Here is a 13,898-nt window from a genome sequence, read left to right on the forward strand (position 1 = left end):
TAACTGAAGTGTTAATAAAGTGGGGTGTTTCCGCAGGCTTTACGCCATGGGTGTTAGCGTTAAATTATTATTCACAAAGGGTCAAAATCGGGCTTTCCCAACAACCTCGTCAAGCACTTTTTTCGGAAATTTTTTGCTCTCGAAAGTAACTTTTCGCGTATACCTTTAACAAATGCAAACCCATGAACTTTTTGTGATTTTAATCATAGTCAAACCCGAGTAGAATCCACATTAAGTAAAGATTTCTCCTTATAAAATTTCAGTGAAGCAATGAAGTCTGAGTTTCCAAATCGTAAAGATAAACACATCGCTATTGTTGGTGGCGGTGTCGCTGGCTCTACCGCGGCAATCCACTTTGCCGAGTTAGGTTTTAAAGTCTCCATTCTCGAGAAAGGGGTCTCATTAGTAAATGGACCTCCGATCTGCCACCTACACGCAGGCGGAAACCTTTATCGTGAGATTTCCGAACAGCAATGTTTGGATCTTCTGACTCAATCGATCGACACAATCCGATTGTATCCACATTCACTGAACATTCGTCCTACCATCATTGCCGTGCCTCATTCAGATGGAGGAGACCCAGAAGCATTATTACCTCGATTAGAAGTAATTAAACGTGCTTATCAATCTCTGGTTGAACAAGACACAAGTAATCAGGTGTTGGGAGAACCAGACGAGTATTACAAGTTGTACTCCAAAGAGGCCCTCATAGCGCTTTCTAAGCTTGTACAGCCAGAACACCCGCGAAGCATTGACGAGTGGGCTATCCCGTTTGCTCAGCACGCAGACCTTGAGGCGCTTAAGTATCCAGTTGTTGCTGTTCAGGAATACGGATGGAGTGTATTTAGGCTTGCAGCTGTAGCGAACATGACACTAGAACAACTTCCTAATGTTGATGTGCTGACGCAAGCAGAGCTAAAACGCACCCATTGGAGTGGCTCTGATTGGGAACTGGCTTACCTTCAAGCTGATGAACAAAAGACACTACGTTGTGATTACTTAGTTAATGCTTGTGGCTTTGAGACCGGCGCAGTTGATGATGCGATTGGCGTAAAGCGAGATCGACTTGTCGAATTCAAAGCGGCTTACGTTACTCGTTGGAATGAATGTACTCAGCAATGGCCAGAAGTGATCTTCCATGGTCCTCGTGGTACAGACAAAGGCATGGCTCAGTTAACGCCATACGGTGATGGCTATTTTCAGTTGCATGGCATGACCAAAGGCATCACGTTGTTTGATGATGGCTTGGTGGAAAGCTCAAAAATCTCTGCACAACCTGAGTTACCAACCAGTTTACTGTCAAAAATACGCAACGGGTGGCGACAAGAGATCCTCGATGAGCGTACTGATAATGCGATTAAGCATATGTCTCAATTCATTCCGGATTATCAAAGTGCAGTGAAAGGCGGGAAAGCACTGTTCGGCGCGCAGCAAATCCCAGGTACTGACCCTGTATTGCGTGCAGCAGACGTGACATTTGAAGAGAACAATTATGCTCGAATTGAAGTAGTTAAAGCTTCTTCAACGCTACTAGCCGCTCAGAAAATGGCGCAATATTGGTTTGATATAGCTCCAAATGACAATGTGGAGCTTGAACATCCTGTAACGGTACATTGGAGTGAAGAAGATGTGGAGCAATTTGCTGTAAAACTCACTCAAGAGCGCGGTTATCCAAAAGCATTGGCAGAGCGCTACGGGATGTAGCGCTCACAATTTAACGACTACTTTAGATGGGCTTAGTAACCAAAAAACTGAGCCCATTGACACCACACATCCTGTAGACCTTGTCTGTCTCCTTTGACGAAACTGACTTCTTGCCCGGGTTTAGCTTGAGCCAAGCGTGGCAGATCAATTCTTGCGACACAACCAAACTTCGGATAGCCACCAATGGTCTGGTGATCGTTCAATAAGACGATTGGGTTGCCATCGTTTGGAATCTGAATAGAACCCAGTGCAATACCTTCTGAAAGCACGCCATCATAGGGTGGCTGTATCGCTTTACCCTCTAGACGATAACCCATACGATTTGAATTGGGTGATATCTTAAAGCTAGCAGAATAGAAATCATCAATAGACTGCTGGGAAAAATCTTCAAACTGGTAGCCTTCGATCACTCTAAGCTTTAACGGCAAGTTGTAATCTGGTTTGAATCGGAACGTCATCTGTTTGGGTTTTGACGTTGGAAGCGAGTGTGGCTCAAAGCCAATAATATCTCCGGCTTTCAAAGGTTCGCCTTCTTTTGTCATACCGCCGAGAGATTCTCTCATTACCGTAGACGTGCTCCCTAGGTGTTTCTCAACACTAAATCCGCCTTTAACAGCAAGATACGCACGTAAACCATTCTTTGGCATTCCGAACTTAAGTATTTGGCCTTTTCTGAGACAAAAGTCAGACCAATTAGCAATCAGCTCACCGCTTACTGACGCATTAAGATCACCGCCACAAAGCGCCAAATGACAATCGGTTAGGGCTTTAAAGCTCGCATTACCCAATGTGATTTCGATAACAGAGCAGTTAACGGGATTGCCTAAAAGATGATTCGACCAACTGTAAGCATAATCATCGACAGGGCCGCTTTGAGTTATCCCGATATGAGCAAGGCCAAAACGACCAAAATCTTGAATCAAAGAGAGTGGGCCCGGCTTTTCTACTAACAATCCTACGAAGCTCATAAAACGCCTCCTAAACTGACAAACTCTTGTTTGGATATTGAACCAAACGTGACCTTGTCACCAACTTCAAAAGGGATGAAAGGTGGAGTATCAGTGAATAACGAGATTGGCGTACGGCCTATGATGTTCCATCCACCAGGGCTGTCGGATGGATAGACTGCGGTTTTACTGTCGGCAATCGCCACACTTCCGGCAGGTACATTGGTACGAGGTGTATGGTGTCTTGGCATGTAAAGTTCTGGACTTACATCCGACAGAAAAGCAAAGCCCGGAGCGAACCCAATGGCTGAAACGGTATAAACAGGCTTGGTATGCAGTTCTATGAGCTTATCCATTGATAGCCCATTTTGTTGAAATCGATCTAAATCGAGAGCTGTTTCATTCGAATAGTAAACGGGAATAGAAATGTAGTTCGGCTGTTTGTTGTCCATAGACTGAACATCAAAGCGACTTACGATCTCATTGAGCGTTTGTAGTATCATAGACTCTTGAATTCTAAAGGGCAGGTAGTCAATCAAAATGGTTCGGTAAGAAGGAACCACATTCATTACGATGAGATTGAGTTTATCCACAATTTGATGCGCTAACTCGCCTATGTGTTCAACAGTAATGGTGTCATCAAAGCGAATTAGAATGCTGCATTCAGATATAGGAGAGATCGAAAACTGCCCTTGATTCATTAATTTCCTCCGGTGTAGAGACTCTGACGAATTTTTTGAATCAACGCGATAGATTCATCATTATCGCCATGCACACAAATCGTATCGGCCTCTAACAAAATATATTGCCCAGATGTCGTTTTTACTCGACCTGATTCTGCCAGCATTCTGACTTGTTCTAGTATTGCATGTTCGCTGTTTAGTACCGCATTAGCTTGTGTTCTTGGCGTTAGTAACCCGTCATCTTGATAAAGGCGGTCCGCGAACGCTTCGAAGAGTAGAGGTACATCAAAATCATCGGCAATTTCTAGGTATTTTTCGTTTTCTTGGGACGCTAATATCATAAGAGGCACTTTAAACAGAGCTGCCGCTTTAACGACCGCTAAGAAAATACCATCACTTAGCATCATGTCGTTGTAGAGCGCCCCGTGAGGCTTGATGTAACCAATATCAGTATATTGTGCCTTACACAGAGCCTGTAGTGCGCCAACTTGGTAAATCACCATATTAGTGATTTCTTCGTAGGTCATCTTTAAGCTGCGGCGTCCAAACCCTTGTAAGTCTGGATAACCAGGATGCGCACCAATTTCCACGTCATGTTGATTAGCGAGGGTAATGGTATCGTGCATGACATTAGGATCAGACGCGTGGAAACCACAAGCAATGTTCGCCATGTCTATGAAAGGCATTACGTTTTCATCTGCACCCATGGTCCATGCGCCATAGCTTTCGCCCATATCGCAGTTTAGTGTTAGTTGCTGGTTGTTCAATGTCATACGTTTACTGTGTCCAAAGTATGCTTAAAAATGCAGGAAATTACGTTTTGGTTCAGTGACTAACGTCATTTTTCATGCAGGTGTTCGAAAAAATACGCCATAAATGATCGACTGGTTATTTGAAATGATCCGAATTTTCAAGAAAATCATGATTAATCAGTCTAATATCTGAGAATTTCAGGTTCATTTCAGTGCCTGTCGTGTTAGTCTTGGCTCTTCTTTTTGTGTGATAGTTTGCATAGCAACCCTTTTGTTCTTTTGGTTGCTTTCTGCGACAGGAATATATATGTCATTAAGAGCAAAGCTAATATGGCCGATTCTCGTTTTCATCACGGTCATCTTTGTTACATCTCAAAGTTACACATCGTACATCACCTACCAGTCAGCAAAACATGAGCTTGTTGAACAAACAAAAGTGCTCATCAACGATGTATCTCACTCAATTAAAGATGCGCTGGCCACAAAGAACAAGCAAAAAGCTCAATCTATTTTGGCTGACTTTCTGAAGGAGCCAAACGTATCACGCGTTAAGCTTTACGACAAAGAAAATCAACCATTTGCGATTTTTGCTCTCGACGGTTTTTCAGCGCCTTCGCCAACACAACATGAGCGTAGCCATCTTCATGCTATGGGGTACGCGTTATCTGCTCACTTTCTTTATGTTCTTGAACCAATAATCCATGACGGACAAGTGATTGGAACGATTAGAGTCACATTGTCTCAACGCCCTTTGATGCTGGTAAGAGATGCGTTATTGCAAGATGGGCTTCTGTTCCTAATCATTCTTCTTGCTGGTGGCGTGACTTTCTATATCGGTGTCGAGCGTCGTGTTCTTCGCCCTCTAGTGGAAGTCAATCAAGCACTCCAAGACTTCGCTAATGGCCATCATTTGAGTGGTCGCATTAGTCACCGTTCAAAAGATGAAGTAGGGCAACTCGTCGCTTCGCTTAATCTGATGGTAGACAAGCAAAAAAGGCTAGAGAAACAGCGTAAACACAGTTTGGAAGTGCTGGAACGTCGTAAAGCGTTTGCAGAAGAAGTGGTAGATTCGATTCAAGATGCGCTTATCGTAACGGATAACTTAGGTCGCGTAATTCACTGTAATAAGGCGACGCAGAGGATTTTTGAAAAGACTTACCATGGATTAGAAACGGCAAATATCTGCGATTTGATCCAAACTAAAGCGCCAAATGAGTTAGGACAAATTTTAAGTCGAGGCTTAGAGTGTGACGACATCCATCTACAAAATGAAGAAGGTGAACAGCAATTAAGTTTAACCAGTCGCCGATTAGCAAAACACGGCTATCTTCTTTTTGTGATTCAGGATATCACCGAGATCGAAGAAGCGATGAACCGACAACGAGTTGCCGGGCGTGTATTTGAAAGCAGTCAAGATGGCTTAGTTGTTCTCAACCATCTTGGTGTTATTACGATGGTAAACCCAGCGGTGACAAAGTTGATTGGTTTAACCGCCGAACAACTGGTTGGACAGCCGTTTATAAAATCAATTCGCTGGCGGAAACTGCAAGCAATGATGCCAAGTATCATCGAATCGATTGAAAACTATGGAATGTGGCAAGGTGAAGTCATAGAAAAAAACCACCTCGGTCAGCTTATACCAATGTTTGCGAGAGTGAATCGTATCATTAAAAGTGAAGATCAGAACTCGTTCGATATGGTGATAATCCTAACGGATCTTTCAAGTGCAAAAGAGATGGAGCGTTTAGAATACTTAGCGCATCACGATCCGTTGACCGGACTTGCTAACCGTTCGAAGTTCCATTTCGAATTGGAAGAATTAGTACAAAGATCAGGCTATTTGCGTGACGAGTTTGCGGTACTTTATCTCGACTTGGACGGTTTTAAGGGTATCAACGATACTTATGGCCATGATGCTGGTGATGAAGTGCTTAAGATTGTCGCTAAACGTATGACTGGAGCCACAAGACACAGTGATTTGATTGCTCGTTTGTCTGGTGATGAATTTGTCATGTTAGTGAATCCAGCCAATCAAAAAGTGGTGACTAGGATTGCAGAGCAGTTATTAGAAACGATTTGTGCTCCAATAGAATATCGTGGTTCTTTGTTAAAAGTTGGCGTTAGTATCGGTGTGAAATTGGTGGGTGTTAACGAGCGTGACGCTACCCGAATTCTTAAAAGCGCAGATACTGCCATGTATCAAGCGAAGAAAGCCGGCAAAGGCCAAGCAATTTTAATGGGTTGCGAATCCCCAGATACAGTTTAAAAACGGGCTAGAAACCTTTAGACTAGCCCGATTCGCGTCAGAAGGAATGATAAAATGAAAGTACTTGTTACGGGTGGTATGGGCTACATTGGCAGCCACACTTGTATTCAAATGATCGAAGCTGGTATGACACCAGTTATCCTCGATAACCTTTACAATAGTAAACCAACTGTGCTTGAGCGCATCGAAAAGGTTTGTGGCGTAAAACCAGTATTCATTGAAGCAGACATTCGCGATAAAGCAGCGCTTGTTGATGCAATGACAACACACAATATTGAAGCCGTTATCCATTTTGCTGGTCTTAAAGCGGTTGGTGAGTCGGTAGAAAAGCCACTTGAATACTACGATAACAACGTGAACGGTACGCTTGTTCTAGTTGATGCTATGCGCGAAGCCGGCGTTAAATCGATCGTATTTAGCTCTTCAGCAACGGTTTACGGTGATCCTGCTTCTGTGCCAATTATGGAAGACTTCCCAACAAGTGCGACAAACCCATACGGTCGCAGTAAGCTGATGGTAGAAGAGTGTTTAACGGACTTCCAAAAGGCGAATCCAGATTGGAGCATCACACTTCTGCGTTACTTCAACCCTGTTGGTTCACACCCAACCGGTGAGCTTGGCGAAGACCCGCAAGGTATTCCTAATAACTTGATGCCGTTCGTTTCTCAAGTTGCGGTCGGTCGCCGTGAATTCCTATCGGTATTTGGTAGTGATTACCCAACTAAAGATGGTACAGGTGTCCGTGATTACATCCACGTAATGGATCTTTCTGATGGTCACGTTGCTGCGCTTGATAAAGTGGGCAACAAAGCAGGCCTACATATCTATAACCTGGGAACAGGTAATGGCTACAGCGTATTGGAAATGGTGAAAGCGTTTGAAGCCGCTTCTGGCAAAGAAGTTCCGTTTAAGCTGGTGGATCGCCGCCCTGGGGATATTGCAGAGTGTTGGGCAGATCCTTCAAAAGCAGCAAACGAACTCGGTTGGAAGGCGACCCGTACACTTGAAGAGATGACGAGTGATACTTGGCGCTGGCAGTCAAATAACCCTCAAGGTTATCCAGACGCTTAAAACTTCAAGTTTTACACTTTTATAACAAAAAGGCGCACTTCTGCGCCTTTTTTGATCTAAATCGGAAAAATTCGTAAATTACTGGTTAAAAGGTAGCTTCGATAAATAGAAATGCTAAACTATGTGCGAATCTTAATTTAGGTCGTAAATTTTCATTAAACTATTCGGGGTAGTTCATGGAACTTGGTTTAATCATCGCATTCATCGTTGCAGCAGCAGTAATGGTGAAAAAAGAGATGGCAAAACAATAGTCTTTCATTTTTCATTCTTTTCTTAACATTTTTGAAATGAAAGCACATAAAAAAAGCCAGCATAATGCTGGCTTTTTTGTGTTTGTAACACTTAGAACTCGTATTTGACACTAATGTTGTAGTTACGCTCTGCTTGCGTGATATCACGGCTTAGCTCAGTTTCACCACGTACATCGTTCCACAAGTAGTACTCTTCATTCGTCAAGTTCATCACACCTGCGCGAACGGTTAGGTCTTTCATTGGCTTGTAGTAGGCCGTTAGATCAACAACTGTCGCTGATGGTAGTGCAACTTGGTCTTGAGTTCCGCCATTGTCACCATCTGAGTTGATATCACTGTTAGACTTCTTCGCTGTGTAGTTAACTTTTAAGCTTGTACCCCAAAGTGCGTTTGGTGAATCGTAGTTTACTGCAGCAACAGCATTCCAAGGGTTCACACTATTAAGCGGATTACCATCACCATCTTCACCTTCAGTGTACGCTGCAGCTAGGCGAGTCGTTACACCTTTAGGAAGGCTTGCAATAGCGTGCCAGTCAAGGCTATTAGACAGCTCGACACCTTTTACTGTAGCTTCATTGATGTTGATGAACGTGTATTCAGTTAGACCACCATTACTCGATGATGTTTGATCAATGAAGTCGGTGAAATCACTGTAGTAAAGAGCGAACTCTGTTGCCGACGCTGCTGTGTTATGACGGTAACCTAATTCGTAAGACAAGCTCTTTTCAGATTCTAGGTCTGGGTTAGGGCGGTTAGTGTAACCGTGTCCTGGGTTGTCGTACGTGTAGTAAAGTTCATCAAATGATGGTGCACGGAAACCTTGGCTTACCTGAGCGAATACCGTACCTGGTTGAGACAGCTTATATGTTGCACCTAGACGACCAGTAAACGCAGAGTCGCTGAACTTCTTAAATGACTCTTCAGAGGTATCTGATGGATCAGTAGAGAAGTAATCGTAACGTACACCAGGAGTTAAGATTAACTTGTCGTTAAGTAGTGCGATTTCATCTTGCAAGAACAAACCAAAGCTTTGTTCTTTAGCATCTGGCGTGTAAATGTAAACCGTGTCAGGCGTGCCTGGATCAGAGTTAAACTCGCGGTTTGTGTTGCTGATATCGCTGTGTTTGTAAGACAGGCCGTAAACCAAGTAGTGGTTTTGAATCTCTTTGTCTAACTGAGTTTCAAATTCGATCTTGTCTTCAGTGTATTCGTAGTCTTTTTTCTGCTGGTTATCACCATTAGGCGGAACCCACGGTGGGAAGCCAGGACTTGCTTCTTTAAAGCGGTTTGTTACACCGTTTTCTTCTTTACTTGTCCAAGTTAGCTGAGAAGTGATGGTGTCTGAGATCGCTAAATCAGCAAACCAGATGTGTTTCAAACCAAGACGGTTTTGCTTAGTTTGGTCTTCAGCATTGAAGTTTTTGTATGAGGAGCTCGCGATGTCTGAATCCGTTTGGTTGTAGATTACTTCACCTAAAAATTCCAAACGGTGGTCTTCATTCAGTTGTGACTGCAATTTAACCAACAAATCGTTCTTGTAGTAATCTTGGTCCGTCACTGAATAGTCGTCATAAGGCGCTTTAGAAAAGTTTTGTAGCTCAGAACCGTCACGGCGTGTGTATGCCACCAATGCTTCAAGGTTATCAAATCGTTTCGCAACCGCAATGTGCTCTGCAAAAGAGTTATCTTCAGAAGAGTAAGAAAGCTTAGCTTGGCCACCAAAGTCTTTGCCTTCTTTCAAGAAGTCGCTTGGATCTTTCGTTTCAAATGCAACAACGCCACCGATAGCATCACTACCGTGCAAGCTAGAAGCCGCACCTTTTACAATCTCAACGCTTTTTAGCATGTCAGGGTCGACAGTCACGGCGCTAGAGTTAATGAAAGAGTATGGACCGCCGTCGAATACACCTGGCTGAGACGCTCCGTCTACCAAGATTTTCACTCGCTTGCCTTCCATGCCGCGAATGTTAATGCTTTGAACACCTTGACGTTGAGTACCGTTAACAGTAACGCCTGGTGTGTATTCGAATACATCATTGAGATCTTTTGCCATGTTTTCTTCGAGATCTTTCTCAGAAACAACGGCAACAGAAGCTGCTACAGTATCCATAGTTTGGTTAGTACGAGTGGCAGAAACAACGACTTCATTGAACGTTGATGTTTCTTCAGCGTAAGCGCCTTGGGAGAGGGCGATGACAATAGAGGCTGATAAAATTGATTTTTTATACATTGGCTTCAATACCTTAAATCCATAATAGGCAATAACAACGTGCGGTATCTTAGTGGATCTAAATGGTAATTACTATCATTACCATTGTTGTTTAATGTTGTTTAATGTTGTTTTTATCAATGGAAATTTGTACTACGCACCGCCTAGTCTTTGATAATCAATGTGTTATATTGTCTAAAGTCGTTTTTTTGAGTGATTTTTCAAATACCACTACTGTGATAGCTATCACATAAATAGGGAGTTATTGTGCAGAGTCCAATCACGTTAGAAGCACTTCATATCTTGGATGCCATTGATAGAAGAGGAAGTTTTGCTGCTGCAGCCAACGAGTTAGACCGCGCACCGTCTTCGTTGAGTTATCAGATTCAAAAGCTAGAGCAAGACCTTGATATCATCATTTTCGACCGTTCTGGTCATAAAGCACATTTCACCGAAGCCGGTAAGTTAATACTTGAGCGTGGCAGGGCAATCCTTCAAGCAAGCGAGAAACTCGTCAATGATGCCACCTTGTTAGCGAATGGTTGGGAGTTGGATATTACTGTTGCGTTCGATGGCATTATTCCTATCGCAAATTTCTTCCCTATGGTTGATGCCTTGTCCAATGTGAGTAGTACACGGATCCGACTTCAAGAAGAGATTCTTGCTGGCAGCTGGGAATCATTGAATACAGGGCGTTCAGATTTATTGGTTTGTCCGGCGTTAGATACGCTCCCACAAGATGTAAAAGCAGAAAAAATTGGCAAACTAAGTATGGTTTGGGTAGCAGCTGCTGATCATTATGTTCATAAGCGCAGTGGGGAGTTTGATGACGCGGCAAGGGAAAAGTATCGAGTCATCGCGATTGCAGATACTGCGCGAGAACAACCAGCGCTGTCGATTAATGTGATGCAAAAACAACCCCGTCTGACGGTTACTAATTTTTCAGCAAAGGTTGAAGCTTTATTATCGGGGCTAGGGATCGGTACCTTGCCTACGCAAGTTGCACTGCCTTTGGTAGAAAGCGGACAGCTCAAGTACATTGATGGCGCAGAAAGTAAGCCGATAGATATCATCCTAGCTTGGCGTAGAAATACGATGGGTGAAGCGAAGTCTTGGTGCGTGCAATATCTAAAGAAAAACTGGAAAATGAAGTGACCTTGTCACTAATTTATACAAGAATAGAGAAAAGGACGCGTCGATGCGTCCTTTCTTTTGTTACTTCATTAGTAGATGAACACAATTAATTCAAAGGCAGAACCATATCGGCAGTGCCATCTGCAAACTGAACATCCAGTTCAAAACCTAAACTTTGCGCAAGTGATAACATCCCGCGGTTAGTTGGCATAGTCATACCAGACATCTGTTTGGTCCCTTTTATTTGGCAATAACTGATGATCTTTTGCATCAAGAGTTTACCCAATCCTTTTCCCTTCAAATCTGAACGAACTAAAATGGCAAATTCTGCGTCGCTATTATCCGGTGTTATCAACGCTCTCGCCACACCGATAATTGAAGGGCCATTTTCATCGAATGCAACGGCGACAAAAGCCATCTCTCGGTCATAATCGATTTGGGTGAGATTCGCGAGGGCTTCATGGTTGAACTCACCGACGTCAGAGAAGAATCGGTTATACAGATCTTCCTTAGATACGCTATTGATGAACTGCGCATGGATTGGTTCGTCTTCTGGCAAGATTGGACGAAGCAAAATAGGTTGGCCATCTCGCAAGGTTACCGTCTCCACGAACTCGGCAGGGAAAGGGCGGATAGCTAATCGTTCTTGCGCGTCGCCTTCGTATTTTTTCAGCGTAACGTCCGCATCGATGATGGTTAAATCGCTACCAGATACCAGTACTGGATGAATATCCAGTCTTTCTATTTCTGGTAGTTCAACGGCCACCTGAGAGATTCGCACCAAGAATTTTGACAGCTCTGTTATGTCTAGAGCGTCTTTGTGTTTTTGCAGTCGCACCTTACCTGATTTGAGCGCTATGACGATCAGATAGCGCGCCAGATTCATGTTGAGTGGTGGCAGGGCTGCAACAGCATCTTGAGTAATGTTCCAGTCCGAACCACCTTGTCCAAGTAAGATTACAGGGCCAAAAACCTTATCCACTGCAATACTTACACGCAACTCTTCTGCGCTACCAAGCTTTGCCATCCCTTGTACTAAAAGGCCTTGAAGGTTGGCAGAAGGATAACTGAGCTTAGCGGTATCTAAAATAGCTTGTGCGGCGCTAGATACTTCTTGGCTATTACGCAGGTTAAGTGCGACACCATGTACATCTGATTTATGAACAATATCTGGAGACCGAAGCTTTACCGCAACCGGATAGCCAATATTCTCTGCCATATGAACGGCTTCTGTGACTTCTGAAGCAATCCAAGTCGGGAGAATATCAAAACCAAACTGCTCAAATAGGGGGCTTGTTTGGTGGGTATCTAAGGTGACTGTGTTTTTATCCAGTAGTTGTTCATTCACCCATTCGCGAGCAGAACTCACACTGCCGGAATGGAGCGGTTCTGCCGTGGTCGGTGTTTCCATCAGTTGTTTCTGGTTTCGTCTGTACTCGACCAAGTGCATGTACGCAACGACCGCACTCTCTGGTGTTCGGTAGGTAGGAATACCTGCTTGAGTGAATGCTAAGCGTGCTTCTCTAGAGGTCTGTTCACCAGACCAATTGGTGAGAATATTAAAATGTTTATGTCTCGGATGCGCTTGAATGGCTTCGATTACTGCGTTTGCTGTCTCTAAAGAGTCTGAGACAGCTGAAGGGCTGTGCATAATCAAAATCGCGTCTGCACAGTCATTGTTCATTAATGCGTTGATGGTATCGACGTATCGCTTTTTCGTCGCGTCGCCAGCTAAGTCGATTGGATTCACACCTCGCCAACTATCCGGTAATAGACCACGCAGATTAGCAATAGAATCTTCATCCAATGTTGCGAGTTTGCCACCTCTATCTAATAAGGTGTCAACGGCCATCACTGCTGGGCCACCGCCATTGGTTACTATCGCGAGACGTTCGCCTCGTAGAGGGACTGAATGCGTGAGCGTTTCTACTGCGGCGAATAATTCGTGTGTATTACCAACTCGCAGCATACCGGTTCTTCTGATTGCTGAATCATAGATAACGTCGAGAGAATCTATATCTTTTTCTCCAAGCGTACGAGCTTGAGTCGAACGTCCTGCTTTAAGCACTAAGATGCGTCGATTACGAGAAGCTGCTCGTGCTGCAGACATAAATCGTCGTGCATCTTTAATCGAATCGACATAAAGCAAAATCGCTTCTGTTTTGCCATCCATACTCAAATAGTCAAGCAGCTCAGCAAAGTCGATATCTTGACCTTGCCCAATAGAGATGAATGAAGAGAAACCGATGTTTTTATCATTCGCCCAATCCAACACGGTGGTACACACCGCTGCGGACTGCGAAATAAAGGCGATCTTTCCTGGTTTCGCTGCAACAGGAGAGAAGGAACAGTTAAAGTGATGCCAAGGTAGAATGATGCCGAGGCTGTTGGGGCCAAGCACACGAATGGTCAAGTCTGAGAGATCTAAGCTTTCTGCATCGTCAGAGATAACAATCGCAAACTCAGTCCCGCGTTCATCAAGCTCTTTCAACAGTTGTTTATTGCGAGAAACATTGGTGCAGAGAATGGCAATATCAGGCGTATAGGGCAGGGAAGCCACGTTTGGATAAGCAATCACGCCGGAGACGGATTTGTATTTCGGAGTGACGGGCATGATAGCGCCGCCAAACCCACTCTGTAGTAAATTTCGCATTACGATTTGGCCGGCGCGCAGTTCTTTTTGAGAAGCGCCAATCACTGCAACAGAATTCGGTTTAAAGAGCTTTTGTAGTTTGTTCATTGTGACTCCTTGGCCATTGACACCGAGAACGGTTGGTCATTCCTCATACAATCATAAACGAATAAGTCACTGTTGAAATATGAACAGGCCAGACATTGGCTTAAAACTGAGCCAAGCGTACAGAGTTTGTGTCACTCATCA

The 13,898-nt window shown here is 43.9% G+C and carries 9 protein-coding genes; 4 read left to right on the top strand and 5 right to left on the bottom strand.

The features are described 5' to 3' along the window. The first annotated feature begins 270 nt into the window (after positions 1-270). The gene (locus ATB78_RS16430; RefSeq protein ID WP_061009256.1) at positions 271-1,704 is read left to right on the top strand and encodes an FAD-dependent oxidoreductase; all 1,434 of its coding nucleotides are present in this window, start codon (positions 271-273) and stop codon (positions 1,702-1,704) included. Positions 1,705-1,736: 32 nt separating this feature from the next. On the opposite strand, the gene ATB78_RS16435 is transcribed toward ATB78_RS16430, so the two are convergent. From ATB78_RS16435 to ATB78_RS16445, 3 genes are read right to left on the bottom strand one after another with little or no spacing between them, the layout of a single operon-like run. Further along, a complete protein-coding gene (locus tag ATB78_RS16435; RefSeq protein ID WP_061009257.1) occupies positions 1,737-2,672 on the bottom strand; it encodes a biotin-dependent carboxyltransferase family protein in 936 nt (311 codons plus the stop codon). After that, positions 2,669-3,352: an allophanate hydrolase subunit 1 gene (locus ATB78_RS16440; protein WP_061009258.1), complete on the bottom strand. Its 684-nt coding sequence runs from the start codon at positions 3,350-3,352 to the stop codon at positions 2,669-2,671. The genes ATB78_RS16435 and ATB78_RS16440 overlap by 4 nt, the downstream gene beginning before the upstream one ends. Further along, positions 3,352-4,107: a 5-oxoprolinase subunit PxpA gene (locus tag ATB78_RS16445; protein WP_061009259.1), complete on the bottom strand. Its 756-nt coding sequence runs from the start codon at positions 4,105-4,107 to the stop codon at positions 3,352-3,354. Before ATB78_RS16445 ends, ATB78_RS16440 begins: the two co-directional genes overlap by 1 nt. A 286-nt stretch (positions 4,108-4,393) precedes the next feature. On the opposite strand from ATB78_RS16445, the gene ATB78_RS16450 reads away from it, so the two are divergent. Together ATB78_RS16450 and galE are read left to right on the top strand one after the other, a co-directional pair. After that, positions 4,394-6,352, top strand: a complete 1,959-nt coding sequence (locus ATB78_RS16450; protein ID WP_061009260.1) for a diguanylate cyclase — start codon at positions 4,394-4,396, stop codon at positions 6,350-6,352. Positions 6,353-6,406: 54 nt separating this feature from the next. Beyond that, a complete protein-coding gene (galE, locus tag ATB78_RS16455) occupies positions 6,407-7,423 on the top strand; it encodes a UDP-glucose 4-epimerase GalE (RefSeq protein WP_005435155.1) in 1,017 nt (338 codons plus the stop codon). 342 nt (positions 7,424-7,765) lie between these two features. Here galE and ATB78_RS16460 read toward each other — a convergent pair whose 3' ends face one another. After that, complete coding sequence (locus tag ATB78_RS16460) at positions 7,766-9,904, bottom strand: TonB-dependent hemoglobin/transferrin/lactoferrin family receptor (RefSeq protein WP_061009261.1); 2,139 nt, start codon at positions 9,902-9,904, stop codon at positions 7,766-7,768. Positions 9,905-10,150: 246 nt separating this feature from the next. Between ATB78_RS16460 and ATB78_RS16465 the strand changes: the two genes are divergently transcribed. Continuing rightward, the gene (locus tag ATB78_RS16465) at positions 10,151-11,038 is read left to right on the top strand and encodes a LysR family transcriptional regulator (protein ID WP_061009262.1); all 888 of its coding nucleotides are present in this window, start codon (positions 10,151-10,153) and stop codon (positions 11,036-11,038) included. 85 nt (positions 11,039-11,123) lie between these two features. Here the strand turns inward: ATB78_RS16465 and ATB78_RS16470 are convergent, their stop codons facing one another. Further along, on the bottom strand, positions 11,124-13,757 hold the full coding sequence (locus ATB78_RS16470; protein WP_061009263.1) for an acetate--CoA ligase family protein: 2,634 nt from the start codon (positions 13,755-13,757) through the stop codon (positions 11,124-11,126). Between the last annotated feature and the right edge of the window lie 141 nt (positions 13,758-13,898).

Origin of the sequence: Vibrio sp. CUB2 (genome assembly GCF_001557945.1) — a bacterium.
GTDB lineage: Bacteria > Pseudomonadota > Gammaproteobacteria > Enterobacterales > Vibrionaceae > Vibrio > Vibrio owensii.

Coding starts and splice junctions, on each gene's coding strand:
- ATB78_RS16430 (WP_061009256.1), top strand. CDS start 271: ATGAAGTCTGAGTTTCCAAATCGTAAAGATAAACACATCGCTATTGTT.
- ATB78_RS16435 (WP_061009257.1), bottom strand. CDS start 2,672: ATGAGCTTCGTAGGATTGTTAGTAGAAAAGCCGGGCCCACTCTCTTTG.
- ATB78_RS16440 (WP_061009258.1), bottom strand. CDS start 3,352: ATGAATCAAGGGCAGTTTTCGATCTCTCCTATATCTGAATGCAGCATT.
- ATB78_RS16445 (WP_061009259.1), bottom strand. CDS start 4,107: ATGACATTGAACAACCAGCAACTAACACTAAACTGCGATATGGGCGAA.
- ATB78_RS16450 (WP_061009260.1), top strand. CDS start 4,394: ATGTCATTAAGAGCAAAGCTAATATGGCCGATTCTCGTTTTCATCACG.
- galE (WP_005435155.1), top strand. CDS start 6,407: ATGAAAGTACTTGTTACGGGTGGTATGGGCTACATTGGCAGCCACACT.
- ATB78_RS16460 (WP_061009261.1), bottom strand. CDS start 9,904: ATGTATAAAAAATCAATTTTATCAGCCTCTATTGTCATCGCCCTCTCC.
- ATB78_RS16470 (WP_061009263.1), bottom strand. CDS start 13,757: ATGAACAAACTACAAAAGCTCTTTAAACCGAATTCTGTTGCAGTGATT.